Source organism: Caproiciproducens faecalis, from assembly GCF_019448085.1.
Taxonomy (GTDB): domain Bacteria; phylum Bacillota; class Clostridia; order Oscillospirales; family Acutalibacteraceae; genus Caproiciproducens; species Caproiciproducens faecalis.
Genome location: NZ_JAGFNZ010000002.1, coordinates 612,738 through 632,099, shown reverse-complemented (window position 1 = coordinate 632,099; position 19,362 = coordinate 612,738). Strand labels below are relative to the sequence as shown.

The window sequence follows — 19,362 nt, the reverse complement described above, 5'->3', positions numbered from 1 at the left end:
GCATGATTTAAAATAAATATCTTATCCATCACAAAATTTGCACAAAAAATCATTTTTGCACAAAAAAGTCCGTCCGGGAATTCCCGGACGGACTGGATTCTATAGAAGCATTACTCAAAATGGGGCGAACGGCCCTTTTGGCTGTCTGTGCGCAGCTTGACGGAGGAAGAGTACTCCGACGGGGTCATTCCGGTCACTTTTTTGAAGTGACGGGAGAAGTAGTGGATGGAAGAATAGCCAAGATCGTTTGCAATTTCCGTAAAGTTTTTCGTTCCCTCGCGGATGGACTGTTTGGCGCTGTCCACCTTCATTTTTCCGAAGTATTCCATAACGCCGCCGCCGGTCTTTTCGCGGAACACCTTCTGCAGGAAGGAGCAGCCGCACATGTTGTCCCGGCACACGTCGCTCAGAGTAATTTTGTTGTGGATGTTCTGGTTCAGGTATACTACAATCCGCGAAAAGGTGTCCTGACCGGATTTCTCCCGAATGGAGGAGGATACCCGCTCTTCTCCGGTTCCGCCCCTGCGGATCAGGCTGATGAGCATCAGCTCCAGGCAGAGCTTGATGACCTGTTCGGAACCGAATTCCCCTTTGCCGCTGCGTTTCAGTTCTTTGAGGTCCACATCGTCCAGTGGGGAAGAAAAAGAGGAGAGAGCTTCCTCAATCACGCGGCCGAGCAGGTCGCGTTCATAGTCGCCCACCCTTAAGATTTTATTGTCAAAAAAATGAATGGCGGGGGAATCGCACTTGAAGGTAATCACCACCAGATTCGGCGCGATGACGCCGTTTGCCCACAGACTGTGGAACTCATAGGGCTTGTGAAAGATGATATCGCCTTTTTTCAGCACATAGTTGGTGCTTCCGGCGGTTACGTCCACCTGTCCCTTGTCAACGTACAGAAATTCCCAGAAGTTGTGGGTTTCGCCCGGAAAGTAGAAATCACTGTTGTATTCAAAATAATGGACGGTTACCAGCTCGTGAATCTCAATTTCCTGTTTCAGAAAGGTGCTTACAAATTGCGTCATCAGTTTCAGCTCCCTGCCTGCGCGGGCTGGGCGCCGGAGAGCGATCGGCCCGCTTTTTAATAATATTTAATCATAGCATTCTTTTCTTCTACTAATATTTTTATATAGAAATATTATGAACGGAAATAGGCGAAAAGGCCTGTTTGTCATTCTGCGCATAAAATTTGTACTATGGCCGTTTTTCGTCCCTTTTAGCCGTTTTATGAATTGACAAATAAAATGACCGTGATATAATACGAGCAACACAAGGCAAAGGCGCTGCGTTCAGCTGAACGGAAGCGCCTTTTTTCTGTGCTCCGGAGCGAATATCCCCGTGTTCCATTGCTGAAAACCCCCGCCCGACGGAAACAAAATACCTTTTGTGCAAGTAGAACAGATTGTGCAAATTTAATGCAAAAAATTCTAAATCTTTATTGGTAAAAACACCGTAAAATAGGGTTGTTGAACAGCGAATTGGATAAAAATGATAATTGAAAATCTAATTTATTGGTCAATATGTAACTTAGCAATCCTTCGAATTCAAACATAAAATTAGGAGGTCTGAAAATGAAAAAGAAATTATGTTCTCTTATGGCCATCGTGTTAGTCTGCGCCATGGCGCTCAGCGGCTGCGGCGGAACTTCGCAGTCAACAGCACCGGCCGCTTCCGGCAGCGCGTCGCAAAGTGACGCGAAGAGCGACGTAACCATCACTTATTACTCCATGTGGAACGAAACCGAACCGCAGGGACAGACCGTTGCGGAAGCCGTGGAAGCCTTCAAGGAGAAGACGGGAATCACCGTTGACGTCAACTGGCAGGGCCGCGATATTCGCAAAACCCTTCAGCCTGCTTTGGAAGCCGGACAGGATATCGACATCTTTGACGAAGACGTTGAGCGTGTCAACGGCACCTGGGGCAAATATCTGCTCAATGTGGAAGATCTGGCTGCCAAATCCTACGACACCACGAACGGCAAACCGCTGACCGACGTCATCAACAAAAAGCTGGTCGACCTTGCCCGTTCCCTCGGGCCGGACGGAAAGCTTTCCACCATTCCTTACCAGCCGTCCACCTTCCTTGTCATGTATAACAAGGACATCTTTAAGACAGCCGGCATTACAGCGGTTCCAAAGACCTGGGAAGAGTGGCTTGACGCCTGCTCCAAGATCAAAGCGGCCGGCAAGACCCCGATTACCGTGGACGACGCGTACATGGCGTCTTTGTTCGGCTACCACATGGCCCGCTTGATCGGCAAAGACAAGACGCTCGCCATGGTGGAAAACAAAAAGATTGACGATCCCGCCGTTCTGACCTTCGGCGAACAGTGGAAAGAAATGTACGACAAGGGTTACATATCCAAGAACGCGGCCGGCAACATTTACCCCGCGGGCCAGCAGGAAGTCGCAAGCGGCAACGTAGCCATGTACCTGAACGGAACCTGGCTCCCGAATGAAATTAAAAATTCCGCGCCGGCGGACTTTAACTGGGGCACCTTCGCGTATCCGGCAGTCGGCAAGGACGGCGACGGACCGGAGGCCAACCAGTACGGCGCGCAGTGCTTCGGAATTAACAAGAACACCAAGCATGCGGAAGAAGCCTTCAAATTCATCGTCTTTATGACCACCGGCGAATGGGACACGAAGCTTGCGGCAAACTCCATCGGCGTTCCGATGGCGAACGACGCAACATGGCCGACACAGCTTGCGGACGCCAAGGCGGTTCTGGACGCCACCACTACCCGGTATCCCTGGGCGGTCGGCATGGAAAACGACGCGGACATCAACGCGAAAATCAAAACAAACTTTGCTCTGCTTGTCAGCGGCAAGCTGGACGCAAAAGGCTTTGCGGACGCAATGAAGAAATAATTCAATACAACTATACTGCGGCAGGAAAAGGGCGGCATCGTGTTTACGCTGCCGCCCTTTCGTCCATGGAATTCTCGGGAGGTTCTTATGAAAACAAAAAATAAAGCAATGATCGTCATTTTTCTGGCACCCGCGGTTTTTCTGTATGCTATGGTTTTCCTGTATCCTACCATAAGGACCGTAATCATGAGCTTCTTTAAGGTCGAAGGTGTTACAGATGCCGTTTCGTCATGGAAGTTTAACGGTTTGGGGAATTTCAGGACCCTTTTCAAAACGCCCCTTTTTGTAAGCGCAATGCAGAACATCGGGCTGATCTGGCTTGTGGGCGGGATTGGCGTTATGCTGATTTCGCTTCTGTTCGGGGTCATCCTCACCAGCGGAGTCCATGGAAAAAGCTTTTTCCGCTCCGTTATCTACCTGCCAAACGTCATTTCCGCAGTCGCTATGGGAACCATGTGGATCAACTATGTTTACAATCCCGATTTCGGTTTGGTCAATTCCACGCTGAGATCCCTCGGCTTTTCAAAGGCGGCCGCCACGCAGTGGACCGGGCCGGAAATGGTTTTCTGGAGCATGCTTGTCGCCTACTGCTTCGGAATGGTGGGGTATCATATGCTGATCTGGATGAGCGGGATTGAGCGGATTCCGGTGGATTTTTACGAGGCCGCCACCATTGAGGGCGCCAACGTGTTCCAGCGGTTTTCAAGGATTACGCTCCCTCTGCTCAAGGGCGTGTGCCGCACCAATATTGTACTCTGGACGGTCAGCACCATGGCCTTCTTCGTTTGGAGCCAGCTGTTCTCGCCGGTCAACCTGAGCGAAAGCACCGTTACCCCGATGTCCTATATGTATGAGCTGGTTTTCGGCGCAAGCAACTCGGCCGTTACGGTGCGTGATTCCGGCGCGGGTGCTGCCATCGGCGTCATCCTGACCATCGTGGTGGTCGTCGTCTTTCTGTTTACGCAGCTCATTGTCCGTCACGACGACGTTGAGCTTTAAGGGGGAATGAATATGGCTAATAAAAAAATAAGGCGGAAAACAAATTGGAAAAAAGAACTGGCCCTTGCTCCGGGCTATCTGGTCGTCGGGATCTGGGTCGTTTTCACGTTTGTGCTGATCGGCTGGATTATCCTGGCGTCATTCTCCACTACCCGCGAAATTTTTGACGGCAATCTGTTCAAATTTGCAACGGGGCTTCATCCGGAAAATTATGTGAAGGCGTGGAAAATGCATAAAGTGTCCAGCTATTTCATGAATTCCCTTGTCTATACGATGATTTCCTGTTCTCTGGTGATTGTTGTGTCGGCTCCGGCGGCCTATGTGCTCAGCCGGTTTAAATTTCGAGGAAACGGCTTTTTGCAGAATTTATTTGCGACCGCGCTGGGAATTCCCGCAATCATGATTATCATGCCTCTGTTTGCGCTGTTCAGCCAGATGCACGTCAACCAGTCAAGGGGACTGCTGGTCTTTCTTTACATAGCAATCAACGTTCCGTTTACCATTTTCTTTTTAAACACGTTCTTTCACAATCTTTCCGTTACGTTTGAAGAAGCCGCGGCGATTGACGGCTGTTCGCCCATGAAAACGTTCTGGACGATCATGCTGCCGCTGGCGCAGCCCGGAATTATTACGGTTACGATCTTCAACTTTATCACCATCTGGAACGAGTACTTTGTTTCCCTGATTTTTGCCAATACGGCAAAGACCCGCCCGGTGGCGGTCGGCCTGTACTCCATGATCCAGTCCATGCGCTATACGGGGGACTGGGGCGGTATGTTCGCGGCGGTGGTCATTGTGTTCCTGCCGACGTTTGTACTATACATTTTCCTTTCCGAAAAGATCATTGCCAGCGTAACCGGCGGCGCGATCAAGGGATAATCCCCATCCGTGCGGTACGGCACAGGATATCTGTATGACGGTAAATAAAATCAAAGGGGACGTTTTGATTGAAAATAGTTCGATCGGTGCTGAACATACCCGGCGCCGAACTGGAAAGCGGGAATCCGCTGCCGCGTTTCCGCGACCGCGCACAGGAGAAACCTCTGATTGATGCGGGTTTGCTGGAAAGTGAAAAAAAGGGATTCGCTTACCAGACCGGTTTCCGTGAGCTGCCCTACACGGTTCAGGACACCTTTCACCGTGACCTGAAGCCGCGGCAGTTAAAAACCGTAGTGATGGAAAACGACTTTCTGCGCGCCACCTTCCTTGCCGATTACGGCGGCCGGCTCTGGTCGCTCTATGACAAAAGGGCGGAACGGGAGCTGCTGTTTACCAATCCGGTGCTGCGTCTGGGAAATCTCGCCATTCGCAACGCGTGGTTTTCCGGCGGGATCGAGTGGAATCTGGGGCAGTTCGGGCACACCTGCCTGACCTGTGAACCGATGTTTTTTGCCCGCTGTACGGGAAAGGACGGCGAACCGTTCCTGCGTATGTACGAATACGAACGGCAGAAGTGCTTTTTCCTTCAGATTGATTTCCATCTGCCGGAGGATTCCGACCGACTGTTTGCCCATGTGAAAATTCTGAATACCCAGCCGCATGCGGTGCCGCTTTACTGGTGGACGAATATTGCGGTGCGCGAGGAAAAGAATGTCCGTGTCTTTTCCCAGAGCGACGGGGTGGTCTGCATCAAACCGGAGACCATGAGCTCCCAGAACTCCGCCCACGGCTTTGCGCACGACACCATGCCGTACTTAAAAAGTCTGAACGGACTGGACGCGAGCTATCCGCAGAATCTTTCGTATTCCAATGAATATTTCTTCCAGAACCGGCACGCCCTGTCTGACGCGTGGGAGACGGCGGTGTACGACGACGGCACCGCGTTCTGGGAGCGCTCCACCGCGGCGCTGTGCTACCGGAAGATGTTCTGCTGGGGGATGCAGCGCGGCGGCTGCCACTGGAAGGACTTCCTTTCCCTTGATGGGGAAGGAAACTACCTTGAGGTTCAGGCAGGGCTTTCCCCTTCACAGGTACACGGGGAGGACATCGAGCCGAACGGCTGCGTGCGGTTCACACAAGTTTTCGGCGGAATGGCAGTTGACAAAAGCGAGGCCTTTTCGGGCTGGGAAGCTTCCAAACAGTATGTTCACAGCCGGATCGACCAGCGGCTGAGCGAAGAAGAACTGCTCCGGGCGGACGGCCTTTATGAAGCGCTGGAAGATACCGTGCCGGATGAAATCCTTTACTGCGGCAGCGGATGGGGTGCGCTGGAAGCCGCCCGCGACCCGCAGATGATTCCGAAGGGACTTCTTTTCCCGGAGGAAACGCTGGGCGAAAAGCAAGCTCCGTGGCTTGCGCTGCTGCGTACCGGCCGGATGCCGGAACCGGAAAAGGAGCGGCTGCCCGCTTCCTGGATGACGGACCCCCGCTGGATGGCACTTCTTGCAAAGTCACTTCAAAACGAGGAAAACCGAAGCGCACAGGCGCTGCTCCACCTGGGGCTAATGCTTTACGAGAGCGGCAAATGGCAGGACGGTATTAACGCAATGAAGCAGTCGATTGCCGTTAGACCCACCGCGGTCTGCTGCCGGAATCTGGCGCAGGCCCTGCTGCAGGACGATCACCTTGAAGAAGCCTGCTCCTGTATGGAACAGGCGTTGGCTCTGGGCGGCGCCGAACAGTCGGAGGTCATGGCGCAGGACGCGATTGACCTCTTTACAAAGGCTGGACGTTATCAGCAGGCGTGGGATTGCTACCGTGCCCTGCCCGAATCGCTGAAAGCGGTGGAACGGGTACGGCTGAACACTGTACGCGCCGCGTTTGAGCTGGAAAAGTGGGAGTTTCTTGAGGAACAGTTTGCTTTTCCGTTTGCCGTAATGCGCGAGGGGGAAACCATGCTGCTTGACACCTGGTTTATGGTGCAGGCTGTCCGCATGGCGCGGCAAAGAGGGACAACGGATTGGAAATCCCTTCTGGAAGAGGCCAGAACCACGCTCAGCCCGCCCTACAATCTTGATTTCCGTATGACAACGTAACTGCAGTTGGCAGCCGTATGGTTTTTTAAGCCGTGCGGCTGTTTTTCTGTGTAAAAAAGGGGGCATCCTTATTCACAAACACAGGAGCGGGCATCTTTTTCGTAACATAATTGATACTGTTCTTTTTTTGTATATAATGATATAATGAATAATCAATATAAAAAAGAAAGGCGTGGTGAAATGAAGCTGAGAGCTGTTGCAATGGCGCTTGTAATGGCTGTTGCTCTGTCGGGCTGCTCGTTTATCGGTCTGGACGCCCAAACGCTGATGCACCCGCCGAAACCGACCGGAGAGAAAGCGGATATACACGCTTTACTGGAAAGCGAAACCGACGGAAAAATGTCGCTGAAATACCCCAAAAGCGGGGATTACCGTTCCGCAATTATCACGCATGATCTTTGCGGGGATAAAAACGACGAAGCCATGGCGATTTACCAGAAGGAAGACGAAACCTCCGGCACCAATATCATGTTTATGAAAAAGGACGGGAAATGGGTGGACATGGGTTCCTTCAGCAATCCCGCGGCGCAGGTGGACAAAGTCTGCTTCGGCGACCTTGACGGCGACGGAAAAAGCGAGGCTGTCGTCGGCTGGGGCAGCAGCTTGAACAACACCAGCACCATTTGCGTCTATTACTATAAAGATGGAAAAATGAATGAACTGAAGCTGGAACAGACCTACACCGAACTGGCGGTCATGGACTTTGACGGCGACGGCAGGGACGAAATATTTACCGCCAACACCAGCGCGGGCGACCAGCCGGCGCTTGCCCGTCTGTTCCGTGTTAGGGACGGCAGCGTGGAGGTCATGGGCTCCTGCCGGATGGACGGCGCCGTGACCAAATATTCCTCCGTGCAGGCCGGACTGATAAACGAACGGCAGAACGGCATTGTGCTGGACGGCGTGAAAAACGCGGGGACTCTTGTGACGGAGCTTCTTTACTGGGACAAAAAGACGAAGATGCTGAAATCTCCGTTTTATGACTTCAAAACACAGACGGCAAATTATACCATGCGCAGTACGTCCGTTGTTTCGAAGGACATTAACGGCGATAAAATTATAGAGGTGCCGATCGTCAGTCTGATGCCGGGCCACAGCGGTGAAAATATGGATGACACGGACTATCTTACAAACTGGCACCGCTACGACACCCAGACAGGCACGTTTGTCCGGGTAATGAGCATGGTTCTGAATTATTCCGACGGCTACTGGTTTCTGATGCCGGACATGTGGCGCGGAAAAGTAACCACCCAAACGGACACCGCAACGCGAACCATTACCTTTTATCAGTGGAACGCGGCGGGGAAGAATTCGGGAACCCTCGGATCCGCACTTCTGAAAATTCAGGTCTTTTCCCAGAGTGAATGGGACAGCGGGTTGGGAACAACCGGCTTTTACAAGCTGCTTGACTCCGACAATCTGGTATTTGCGGCCAGCTCCCCGTCGCCGGACAACGCGCTTTCCCTCAGCATCGGCGACGTGAAAAACAGCTTTGAACTGATTAGTCAGGATTAAATCACGACATTGGAGGAACGGGTATGAAAAATATCCTTGTTGCCGAAGACGAACAGGCAATTCGAGAATTTGTAGTAATCAATCTGAAACGGGCGGGCTACAATGCCTTTGAGGCGGCCAACGGAGACGAAGCGCTCGCCATTTATGACCGCGAAGGGGGCAATATCGACGTTGCGGTGCTGGACATTATGATGCCCGGCAAGAACGACGGCCTTGCGGTCTGCAAAGAACTTCGGCAGAAAAACGGTTCCATCGGCATCATCCTGCTGACCGCGCGCACACAGGAAATGGATAAGGTCAGCGGACTGATGATGGGGGCCGACGATTATGTGACAAAGCCGTTCAGTCCCAGTGAGCTTGTCGCAAGAGTGGACGCGGTGTACCGCCGTGTCGCGCTGGAGCAGATGAGAAACGAAAACAACTTCAAAGAGGAAATTCGCTCCGGAGAATTCGCCCTGAATCTGCGCAACCGCTCCCTTATGAAAAAAGGTGTGCCGATTGAGCTGACACAGGTGGAGTTCCAGATTATGGAGTATTTCTTTTCTAACCCCACCACCGCGCTCGACCGCTCCGATATTTTAAAACATGTGTGGGGCGACGCTTATTTTGGAGAGGAAAAAATCGTGGATGTCAATATCCGGCGCCTGCGCATGAAGGTGGAGGACGAACCCTCCAACCCCAGGCACATTGTCACCGTTTGGGGACTGGGGTACAAGTGGGAAGCGTAGCCTTCCCGATGTCTTAACAGAATCATGAGGAAAGGAGACCATCAGTATGAGAACGAACGGAATTACCAGACGGTGGCTTTTAAACAGTCTGGGCGTGATCCTGCTCATCCTGATTACACTGATCCTCATTCTTTCCTATGTTGTCCGCGGCTATGTCTACAACGGCATCCAGACGGCGCTGAGCAGCCGTTCCGACGAGCTGACCAACGTGTTCGCCGACTACGGCAGAAAATCGCCGAAGGAGTTCAGTACCGCCGCACGCAACTATGTGGAGAATTTTCCCAGTAAAGAGAGCATGGAGCTGATGGTGTTCAACTCCAACGGGAAAATCATTATTACCTCCGTCGGCTTCGCGCCGGACGAAAGCCAGCCCATGCCGGACTATAAGCTTGCGCTGGAAAGCACGGAGGGCTACGGCACCTGGACGGGAAGCCTGACCAGCGGGGAAAAGGTAATGGCCGTTACGCGCGTAATGCGCAACAACGAGGGCGGCTTTGTCGGCGCCATCCGCTATGTGGTTTCTTTGGAAGAAGCCGACAAGCAGGTCGCCATTATTTTAGGATCCCTGATCCTTGCGGGGCTTCTGATTATTCTGTTTGTAATTGTTTCCAGTTATTATTTTATGAATTCGATTATTACGCCGATCAAGGAAATCGGCGCAACCGCCAAGCGGATTGCGCAGGGTGACTTTAAGGTAAGGATAGAAAAAAGCAACGACGACGAAATCGGCCAGCTCTGCGACACGATCAACGACATGGCCGATGAGCTGGGCGCGGCTGAAAAAATGAAAAACGACTTTATCTCCTCGGTGTCCCACGAGCTGCGCACACCGCTGACGGCTATCAAGGGCTGGGCGGAAACCATGCAGGGCGGGGGCAACGACAAGGAAACGCTTGACCGCGGAATGGGCATTATTATCCGCGAATCGGAGCGGCTTTCCGGAATCGTTGAGGAGCTGCTTGACTTTTCCCGTATGCAGAGCGGGCGCATGACACTGACCATGGACAAAATCGATATTCTTGCCGAACTGGGAGAAGCGGTCTATATGTTCAGTGAACGCGCCAATATGGAGCATAAATTTCTGCTTTACGAGGAGCCCGCCATGCTTTCGCCCGTTCTGGGCGACATTAACCGCCTGCGGCAGGTGTTTGTCAATATTATTGACAACGCGCTGAAATATACCGAGGAGGGCGGCACCATCAACGTGACCGCGACGGAGTCCGACGGGTTTATCCGCGTGGTCATCAGCGACAACGGCTGCGGAATCCCGGCGGAGCACCTTCCCAAAGTCAAAAAGAAATTCTACAAGGCAAATCAGACCATCCGCGGCTCCGGCATCGGCCTTGCGCTTGCGGATGAAATCATGAAGCTCCACTCCGGCAGCCTGGAAATTGAGAGCCATGAAAACGTGGGCACCGCGGTGACCATCTTTATACCGACTTTAAGGCAGCTGGAGACCCAGCCGCAAACTGACGAGACCATGAACGAAGAAAGGAATTCCGAAAATAATGGCTAGAGAAAAAACAAAATGCATCACGTCCATCGGCGGACAGGCACTGGTCGAGGGAATCATGATGCGCGGCCCCCAAAAAACGGTTGCCTCCGTGCGGCTGAGCGACGGCTCCATCTCCACAGAGAAGATGGGCGGCAGTCCGGTGCGCGACAAACATTCCATCCTGCGCCTTCCGCTGCTGCGGGGGATTGCGGGTTTTATCGATTCGCTTTCCGTGGGGTACAAGGCGCTTTCCTATTCTGTGGACAAGGCCGGGCTGGAAGAGGACGAGGAACCGTCCAAATTTGACAAATGGGTCGAAAAGACCTTCGGCGACAAAATGATGAATGTAATCATGGTGGCGAGCACCGTGCTGGGTCTTTTGCTTGCGGTGGGTCTGTTTTTCTTTTTGCCTACGATTCTCTTTAATCTGATCCGGGACTACGCGGTAGGGCCGTCCATCGCGCCGTGGCGCTCCCTGGTAGAGGGCGTTATGCGCATTGCCATTTTTATCGGATATATTTATTTCTGCTCCCGTATGCCGGAAATTCACCGTCTTTTCCAGTATCACGGCGCGGAGCACAAGACTATCTTCTGCTATGAGAACGATGAGGAACTCACCGTGGAAAACGTGCGCAAACACAGCCGGTTCCACCCGCGCTGCGGCACAAGCTTTCTGGTGATTATGCTGATTCTGAGCATTATTGTCGGATTCTTCATTCCGTTCGGCAACCCGTTTGTCCGGACAATTGTCAAAATTCTGTGCGTCCCGCTCATTGTGGGCGTCGGCTACGAATTTATCCGGCTGTGCGGCCGTCATGACAACGCCTTTACGCGCGTGATTGCCGCTCCGGGGCTGTGGGTGCAGCGGATTACCACGAAGGAACCGGACGACAGCATGATTGAGGTGGCAATTGAAGCCATGAAACAGGTTATCCCTGAAAACGGCGAGGACAAAATCAAGATCAGCGAATAAATCGAAAAGCGGGTGCGGGCAGTTTGACACTGGGCGAAACATACCGGATGGGAAAAAACATACTGACCGGCGCGGGGAACGAAAGCCCCGCGTTTGACGCTTCCTGCCTTTTTCAGAAGGCGTTCGGGTTTGACCGTCAGGATAGAATTCTCCACTCCGCTGAACCCGCAGAGGAACAGCGGTCGGGGGAATTCCTTCGCCTTGTGCACGAGCGCGCGGGCGGGCGGCCGCTGCAGTATCTATTGGGCAGCTGGCCTTTTATGGAACTTACGCTCGCGGTCGGCGAAGGGGTGCTGATTCCTCGGGAAGAAACCGAGCTTCTGGTCTATACGGCGGCAAAGCTGCTCAGCGGTGTGGAAAATCCCGAAATTGTCGACCTGTGTTCCGGCAGCGGCGCGGTGGCGCTGGGGCTTTGCTCTTTACTGCCGAACGCTTTTGTTACCGCTGCAGAGCTTTACGGTGAGGCGCTGCATTATCTCGATCTCAATATCAAAAGCACGGGTTTTCAGCACATAAAGTCCGTCCGGACGGATATTTTAAATCCGGAAAGTGCGGCGGAATTTTCCTCCTTTGACTGCATTGTGTCCAACCCTCCTTATATTGCCGCCGGCGAGCTGCAGACGCTCCAGACCGAAGTGCAGAAGGAACCGCTCACCGCTTTGGACGGGGGAGAGGACGGGCTGCTGTTTTACCGCGCGATTGCGTCGCTCTGGCTGCCGAAGCTAAAACCCGGCGGCGCGGCGGCGGTGGAGATCGGCGAGGGACAGGCGGCGCAGGTCACTGAGCTTTTCCGGGCTGCCGGACTTTCTGAAATTCAGGTTGCCAAGGATTTTAACGGGCTGGATCGGGTAGTTGCGGGAATCCGAAAAAAGGATTAAACATTTGTTCGAATTTATTCTTCCGATGTATTGATTTTCGACCGGAAATACGATATAATTTTTTAGACGATAAAAAATTTGAGGCCGTTCAGCGGAGAATCCGTGAAACTGCGGCCTGTCATAAACCGGAGGGAAAAATGGCGACAACAGATAAAAACGCGGCGTTGGAAACGGCACTGGCACAGATTGAAAAGCAGTTCGGAAAGGGCGCGGTCATGCGCCTAGGCCAGAATGAAGCCATGCATGTGGAAGCCATCCCGACCGGCTCCCTGTCGCTGGATCTCGCGCTGGGCATTGGCGGACTTCCGCGCGGCCGTATTGCCGAGATTTATGGGCCGGAAAGCTCCGGTAAAACCACGCTCGCTCTCCACTGCATTGCGCAGGGGCAGAAAAACGGCGGCAACGCGGCGTTTATTGACGTGGAGCACGCGCTTGACCCTGTGTACGCCCGCGCGCTGGGCGTGGACGTGGATTCCCTTCTGGTTTCCCAGCCGGACACCGGCGAGCAGGCGCTTGAGATTACGGAAGCGCTTGTGCGCTCCGGAGCAATCGACGTGATTGTCGTCGACTCCGTGGCGGCTCTGGTGCCGCGCGCTGAAATTGAGGGCGAAATGGGGGACAGCCACGTCGGTCTGCAGGCACGTCTGATGAGTCAGGCGCTGCGCAAGCTGGCGGGCGCGATTTCCAAATCGAGCTGTGTTGCCATTTTCATCAATCAGCTGCGTGAAAAGGTGGGCGTCATGTACGGCAGCCCGGAGGTAACCCCCGGCGGCCGCGCGCTGAAATTTTACGCTTCCGTAAGAATTGACATCCGTAAAATAGAAACATTGAAAAACGGTACCGAAATGATCGGTTCGCGTACCCGCGCGAAAGTGGTTAAAAATAAAATTGCCCCGCCGTTCCGTGAGGCGGAGTTCGACGTCATGTACGGCAGGGGAATTTCCCGCGAAGGCGAGCTGCTGGATCTGGCGGTCAAGCTGGATATTATCCAGAAGAGCGGCGCGTGGTTCTCCTTTAAAGAGACACGGTTAGGACAGGGCCGCGACAATTCGAAAACCTTTTTGGCGGAGAATGCCGATATTGCCGGTGAAGTGGAAGCCCTTGTCAAGGAAAATGTTCTGAAGCTTTATACAAAGACTGCTCCAGCCGCCCCCGCTGTCAAGCCGGTGGAGGTTGCGCCCCCCGCGCCCGCGAAAACGAGCAGCCGCGGCCGCTCCGCAAACATTGACATTTCCGCGGACGACTGATGCTGATTACGGCGGTGGAACCGCGCAGGAAGGGGCTTTCGGCGCTGTTTCTGGACGGGGAGTTCGCCCTGAATATCGATACGGAGACCCTTCTGAAATCCGGATTCCGAACCGGCCGCGAAATCAGCGACGAACAGCTGCACGAGCTCATTCTGGAAAGTGACAGCCGGCGCGCCGGGGAAAAGGCGCTGTACCTGCTGGAACACCGGAGTCATTCGCAGAAGGAGCTTGCCGATAAAATCAGCCGGGTGACCACCCGGGAGGCCGCCGAGGCGGCGGCGCATCATATGGCGGAGCTGGGCCTTGTCAATGATGAAGAATACGCGCGCAGTCTGGCGGGGGAGCTGTTCCGCCGCAAGGCGTATTCCGCTTCGCGCGTTCGGCGCGAACTGCTGCAAAAGGGGATTGACGAGGAACTGGTGGAGCAGATTCTGGAAGAAAACACCCCCGATCCCGTTGAGAAGATCAAAGAACTGCTCGACAAAAAGTACGCACGGCTTCTGGACGACGAAAAAGGGCGCCGCCGGAGCATTGCCGCGCTGCAAAGACTCGGCTACGGCTGGGACGATATCCGCACCGCGTTAAATCAATTTGAAAATGAGGACGAATAAATGGCATATAGTGTAGGACTGGTCAGCCTTGGCTGCGCCAAAAATCAGGTAGACGGCGAAATGATGATGGCCACGCTGCAAAAGGCCGGCTATGAAGTTCGGGATGACGCCGCACTTGCGGACGCCGCGATTGTGAACACCTGCGGCTTTATCGACGCGGCCAAAAAGGAATCCATTGAAGAGATTCTCGAACTGGCCAGACTGAAGGCAGAGGGGAAAATCAAGGCGATTGTCGTGACCGGTTGTATGGCGGAACGCTACCGGGAAGAAATCCTCAAGGAACTTCCGGAAGTGGACGCCGTGGCCGGGATCGGCGCGGACAGCGACATTGCCGCCGTGATTGAAAAGGCCCTGAGTGGTGTCAAGGTGGAAAGCTTTCCGGAAAAGACGCTTCTGCCTCTCAGCGGCGAGCGCCGGCTGTCCACACCGGGGCATTTCGCTTACCTGAAAGTCGCGGAAGGCTGTGACAATCGCTGTGCCTACTGCGCAATTCCGTTTATCCGCGGAGCCTACCGCTCCCGTACGATGGAAGATATATTAGGCGAGGCGGAGAACCTTGTCCGAAACGGCGCAAAGGAACTGATTCTGATCGCGCAGGACACCACCCGTTATGGCTGGGACCTTTACGGGGAGCTCCGGCTGCCACAGCTTCTTCGGGAACTGTGTAAAATCGACGGCCTTTCCTGGATTCGCGTGTTATACTGTTATCCCGACTATATTACCGACGAACTCCTTACAACCTTTGCGGAAGAGGACAAAATTGTAAAATATATGGATCTGCCGCTCCAGCACTGCAGTGAACGGCTTTTAAAGGCGATGCGCCGCACGGGCAGCCGCTCGGAGCTGACCGGCCTGATCCGCAAAATGCGGGAGAGAATTCCCGGGCTTGTACTTCGTACCACGCTGATTACGGGTTTTCCCGGCGAAACGGAAGAGGACTTTACTGAGCTTGCCGAGTTTGTCCGTGAAATCCGGTTTGAACGGCTCGGGTGCTTTACTTATTCGCAGGAGGAAGGCACCGCGGCGGCGGTGATGCCGGATCAGATCGATGAAGATGTCAAGAGCCACCGTATGGAACTGATTATGGAAGACCAGATGAACATCATGCAGGAGTGGGGCGAAAAACAGATCGGGAAAACCTGCCGCGTACTGGTCGAAGGGTTTGACCGTTACGCAGAGTGCTGGTTCGGCCGCTCTTACGCCGATTCCCCCGACATAGACGGAAAAATATTCTTTACCGCAAAAGGTGCAAAGCCAAAAACCGGAAGCTTTGCGGATGTGAAAATAACCGAATGCATTGACGGCGACCTGACCGGAGAAATGATACTCAAGGAGGAAAGATCATGAATCTGCCGAATAAACTGACTGTTCTGCGCATCATTCTGGTTCCTTTTTTTGTTGCGGTACTATTGATTCCTCAGATTCCGCACCATTATCTTTGGGCGGCTGTCCTGTTTGTTGTTGCGTCGCTGACCGACCATTACGACGGCATGATTGCCCGCAAATACAACCAGATTACGAATTTCGGAAAATTTCTGGACCCGCTCGCCGACAAAATCCTTGTGGTATCGGCGCTTGTCTGTTTTGTCGACCTCAGGCTGGCGGCTTCCTGGTGCGTGATCCTGATTATTGCAAGAGAATTTATGGTAACCTCTATCCGTCTGGTCGCGGTGGACAACGGCGTTGTGATTGCCGCCAATAACTGGGGCAAAACAAAGACGGTCAGCCAGATCATCGCTATTACGGCTATCCTTGTTTTCCAGTATGTGCAGGAACTGACCACAATGGGACTGATTCCTGCTTTTACCTTCGGCGGGGTGCCGAGTGGAGCGGTGTTCGGCGGCGTGGGCTATGCCCTGATTCTGATCGCAACCTTCTTTGCGCTGCTTTCCGGCGGGATTTATATTGTGCAGAATATCGGCGCCATCAATACGACAAAATAAACGCCCCAAAAAGGTTTATGATAAAGAGTGGAATTTATCGGGGGTTTACTTAATAATTTTTTTGGTATATACTATTGTCACATTCTTTGGGAATCGTGCTATATTGTCAGTACGATTGAAATGCGTTGAGCGGAAGAAGTAACCGCAGTGCGGGCATCAGAGAGAAAGCGCCGGGGCTGAGAGCGCTTTTTGCAGGACACGCGGCGAAATGCATCCGTGAGCAGGCGGGGGGAAATCAGTATCTCCGCACGGCTGGCACCGTTAACGGCTGACATAAGTGATAAAACGGAGTGGAACCGCGGTACAATGACCGCCTCCGTCCCTTCTTGGGGGACGTGGGCGGCATTTTTTATTGGAGGCAGATATGTTTAAAAATCTGAAAGAAGAGCTTGATTCGATACTGGACCGCGACCCGGCGGCAAGATCCCGGCTGGAGGTGTATTTCCTTTATTCCGGTTTTAAGGCCGTCCGCGCCTACCGCAGAGCGCATTGGTTTTACCAGCGCAACATGAAGTTTATCGCGCGGTATCTGTCGCAGAGGGCACGGCACAAAACGGGAATTGAGATTCACCCGGGCGCTCAGATCGGCAAGGGGCTGTTCATCGACCACGGTATGGGCGTGGTGATCGGTGAAACCACCGTAATCGGAGACAACTGCACGCTGTATCAGGGCGTCACGCTGGGCGGTACCGGCAAGGACCACGGGAAGCGCCACCCCACCCTTGGCGACAATGTGATGATCGGTTCAGGCGCGAAGGTGCTGGGCCCGTTCCGCGTGGGGGACAACGCGCGTGTGGCGGCGGGCGCGGTAGTGCTCGACGAAGTGCCGGACAACGCCACGGCGGTGGGTGTCCCGGCCAGAATTGTTCGTCTCAACGGTGTCAGACCTTGCAATCTGGACCAGATTCATGTTGCGGACCCGGTCGCGCAGGAGTTGTGCCAGATGGAAATAAGGCTGAAGAACATACAAAATCTGCTTGAACAAGCGCTCAGGAAAAGAGAGGAAAAAGAAGATGAAAATTTATAACACGTTAACGCGCCAGAAAGAGGAGTTCGTGCCGCTCACGGTGGGGGAGGCAAAAATTTACGCATGCGGCCCTACGGTTTACAATTACATCCACATCGGCAACGCACGGCCGATTTGTGTGTTTGACGTGCTGCGCCGCTATTTTGAGTACCGCGGCATGAAGGTGACGTATGTTCAGAACTTTACCGATATCGACGATAAAATCATCAATAAGGCAAACGAAGAGGGTACGGATTATCTGACGGTTTCCGAACGGTATATTGAGGAATACAAAACCGACGCGAAGGGTCTGAATGTCCGCCCCGCGACGATTCATCCGCTCGCCACTCAGAATATCGACGAAATTATCAACATTATTTCCGATCTGATTGAAAAGGGTTTTGCTTATCCGACGGAAAACGGAGACGTATACTTCCGCACCAAAAAGGACGAAAACTACGGGAAACTGTCCCACCAGCCGCTGGAGGACTTGCAGGCCGGCGCGCGCATCGCCACCGGGGAAATCAAAGAGGACTCCATGGATTTTGCTCTTTGGAAGGGGTCTAAACCGGGCGAGCCGAGCTGGATTTCTCCCTGGGGAGAGGGCAGACCGGGCTGGCATATTGAATGCTCCGCCATGGCGCGCCGTTATCTGGGCAAAACGATCGACATTCACTGCGGCGGGCAGGATCTGATTTTCCCGCATCACGAAAACGAAATTGCGCAGAGCGAATGCTGCAACGATGTTCCGTTTGCCAACTACTGGATGCATAACGGCTACATCAATGTCGACAACCGCAAAATGAGCAAAAGCCTCAACAATTTCTTTACGGTTCGCGACGTCGCCGAGCATTACGGCTACGAGCCGATTCGCTATCTGATGGTTGCCTCCCACTACCGCACCCCCATCAACTATAGCACGGAGGTCATTGAGCAGTGCCAGGCGGCGCTGGAACGTCTTTACAACTGCCGCGACAATTTGCAGTTTCTGTTAGAGCATGCGCCTGCGGGCGAAAAGCCGGGCGAACACGATATTCGCCGCAGATTGAGCGAATATGAAGATCATTTTATTGAAGCGATGGAGGACGACCTCAACACGGCGGACGCGATTTCCGCGCTGTTCGATCTGGCGAGGGACATCAACTCCAGCCTGAACGCCTCCACAGAGCCGTCAAAGGAGCTGTGCCATTTTGCGCTGAACCTGTTTACCGAGCTTGCCGGTGTACTGGGTCTGCTCTATATGAAAAAAGAATCGTCGCTTGACGAGGAAATTGAAAAACTAATTGCCGAACGCACAGAGGCCAGAAAGAACAAGGACTGGGCGACCGCAGATAAAATCCGTGACGAGCTGAAAGCCCGCCATGTGGTGCTGGAGGATACTCCGCAGGGAATTAAGTGGAAGATCGAGCAGTAATTCCATTACGGATACGAAAGGCAGAGCGAAGATGGCAAAGGATAATAACAAAACGAATGTTATGCGCATTTTAGATCAGGCAAAAATTTCATATAACCATTATTTCTACGACCACGAGGACGGAAAGATTGACGGGATTTCCGTCGCACACAAGCTGGGGCAGGACGTGGAGCGGGTGTTTAAAACACTCGTGACCCGCGGGGCCAGCCGGGAATATTTTGTGTTTGTCATTCCCGTCGCGCAGGAGCTGAACCTGAAAGCAGCCGCAAAAAGCGTGGGAGAGAAATCGGTGGAAATGATCCGAGTGGACGAAATCAACAAGGTGACCGGCTACATCCGCGGCGGCTGTTCGCCCGTCGGGATGAAGAAACCGTTCCGCACGGTGATTGACAGCAGCTGCGAACAGCTGCCCACCATCATAGTGAGCGGAGGGAAAATCGGCACACAGGTCGAGCTTTCTCCGCAGGAGCTGCTGCGCTTTATCGGCGGCAAAACGGCCGCGCTCACCCAATAAAAGAGGATCCGGTCACCGTTTTTACGGGGCCGGGTCTTTTTGCGTTTAGACATATCACCCTGTCTGTCGAAAAACAGTACAAAAAAGAAAACTGTCTATTTTATTCTTTGGAGATCCATTCTATAGTGATACTGCCGGAATTTATCATGCCCTGAACGGGTTTTATTCTGTATCAGGAGGAAATGCCGGCAAAA

At 53.2% G+C, this 19,362-nt stretch carries 17 protein-coding genes and 1 other annotated feature; of the genes, 16 read left to right on the top strand and 1 reads right to left on the bottom strand.

What is annotated here, in order from left to right; genetic code table 11:
• Positions 1-110: 110 nt before the first annotated feature.
• Positions 111-1,025 (bottom strand): helix-turn-helix domain-containing protein, encoded by a 915-nt coding sequence (locus J5W02_RS07420; RefSeq protein ID WP_219965030.1) that lies wholly within the window; start codon positions 1,023-1,025, stop codon positions 111-113.
• 546 nt (positions 1,026-1,571) lie between these two features.
• Here J5W02_RS07420 and J5W02_RS07415 point away from each other — a divergent pair.
• The 16 genes from J5W02_RS07415 (at position 1,572) to ybaK (ending at position 19,168) form a co-directional block, all read left to right on the top strand.
• Positions 1,572-2,870, top strand: a complete 1,299-nt coding sequence (locus tag J5W02_RS07415; RefSeq protein ID WP_219965029.1) for an ABC transporter substrate-binding protein — start codon at positions 1,572-1,574, stop codon at positions 2,868-2,870.
• A gap of 87 nt (positions 2,871-2,957) precedes the next feature.
• Positions 2,958-3,869, top strand: coding sequence for a carbohydrate ABC transporter permease (locus tag J5W02_RS07410; RefSeq protein ID WP_219965028.1), 912 nt, complete (start codon positions 2,958-2,960; stop codon positions 3,867-3,869).
• Between the two features lie 12 nt (positions 3,870-3,881).
• Complete coding sequence (locus J5W02_RS07405) at positions 3,882-4,748, top strand: carbohydrate ABC transporter permease (RefSeq protein ID WP_219965027.1); 867 nt, start codon at positions 3,882-3,884, stop codon at positions 4,746-4,748.
• 68 nt (positions 4,749-4,816) lie between these two features.
• Entirely contained in the window at positions 4,817-6,844 is a 2,028-nt protein-coding gene (locus tag J5W02_RS07400; RefSeq protein ID WP_219965026.1) for a DUF5107 domain-containing protein, read from the top strand.
• 180 nt (positions 6,845-7,024) lie between these two features.
• Positions 7,025-8,359 (top strand): FG-GAP repeat domain-containing protein, encoded by a 1,335-nt coding sequence (locus J5W02_RS07395; protein ID WP_219965025.1) that lies wholly within the window; start codon positions 7,025-7,027, stop codon positions 8,357-8,359.
• A gap of 23 nt (positions 8,360-8,382) precedes the next feature.
• On the top strand, positions 8,383-9,087 hold the full coding sequence (locus tag J5W02_RS07390; protein ID WP_219965024.1) for a response regulator transcription factor: 705 nt from the start codon (positions 8,383-8,385) through the stop codon (positions 9,085-9,087).
• Between the two features lie 46 nt (positions 9,088-9,133).
• A complete protein-coding gene (locus tag J5W02_RS07385; protein WP_219965023.1) occupies positions 9,134-10,603 on the top strand; it encodes a sensor histidine kinase in 1,470 nt (489 codons plus the stop codon).
• A complete protein-coding gene (locus J5W02_RS07380) occupies positions 10,596-11,555 on the top strand; it encodes a DUF1385 domain-containing protein (protein ID WP_219965022.1) in 960 nt (319 codons plus the stop codon). Before J5W02_RS07385 ends, J5W02_RS07380 begins: the two co-directional genes overlap by 8 nt.
• 47 nt (positions 11,556-11,602) lie before the next feature.
• Positions 11,603-12,433 (top strand): peptide chain release factor N(5)-glutamine methyltransferase, encoded by an 831-nt coding sequence (prmC, locus tag J5W02_RS07375; RefSeq protein ID WP_255575617.1) that lies wholly within the window; start codon positions 11,603-11,605, stop codon positions 12,431-12,433.
• Between the two features lie 137 nt (positions 12,434-12,570).
• Complete coding sequence (gene recA, locus J5W02_RS07370; RefSeq protein ID WP_219965020.1) at positions 12,571-13,680, top strand: recombinase RecA; 1,110 nt, start codon at positions 12,571-12,573, stop codon at positions 13,678-13,680.
• Positions 13,680-14,291 carry a regulatory protein RecX gene (locus J5W02_RS07365; protein WP_219965019.1) on the top strand — a complete coding sequence of 204 codons (612 nt, stop codon included), beginning with the start codon at positions 13,680-13,682 and terminating at the stop codon, positions 14,289-14,291. Before recA ends, J5W02_RS07365 begins: the two co-directional genes overlap by 1 nt.
• Positions 14,292-15,638 (top strand): 30S ribosomal protein S12 methylthiotransferase RimO, encoded by a 1,347-nt coding sequence (rimO, locus tag J5W02_RS07360; protein ID WP_219965018.1) that lies wholly within the window; start codon positions 14,292-14,294, stop codon positions 15,636-15,638.
• On the top strand, positions 15,635-16,234 hold the full coding sequence (pgsA, locus tag J5W02_RS07355) for a CDP-diacylglycerol--glycerol-3-phosphate 3-phosphatidyltransferase (RefSeq protein WP_219965017.1): 600 nt from the start codon (positions 15,635-15,637) through the stop codon (positions 16,232-16,234). Before rimO ends, pgsA begins: the two co-directional genes overlap by 4 nt.
• Before the next feature lie 116 nt (positions 16,235-16,350).
• Positions 16,351-16,555: a binding site (T-box leader), on the top strand.
• Positions 16,556-16,598: 43 nt separating this feature from the next.
• Positions 16,599-17,261: a serine O-acetyltransferase gene (cysE, locus tag J5W02_RS07350; RefSeq protein WP_219965016.1), complete on the top strand. Its 663-nt coding sequence runs from the start codon at positions 16,599-16,601 to the stop codon at positions 17,259-17,261.
• On the top strand, positions 17,248-18,654 hold the full coding sequence (gene cysS, locus J5W02_RS07345; RefSeq protein ID WP_219965015.1) for a cysteine--tRNA ligase: 1,407 nt from the start codon (positions 17,248-17,250) through the stop codon (positions 18,652-18,654). Before cysE ends, cysS begins: the two co-directional genes overlap by 14 nt.
• 31 nt (positions 18,655-18,685) lie before the next feature.
• Positions 18,686-19,168: a Cys-tRNA(Pro) deacylase gene (gene ybaK / locus J5W02_RS07340; RefSeq protein WP_219965014.1), complete on the top strand. Its 483-nt coding sequence runs from the start codon at positions 18,686-18,688 to the stop codon at positions 19,166-19,168.
• The last annotated feature ends 194 nt before the right edge of the window (positions 19,169-19,362 follow it).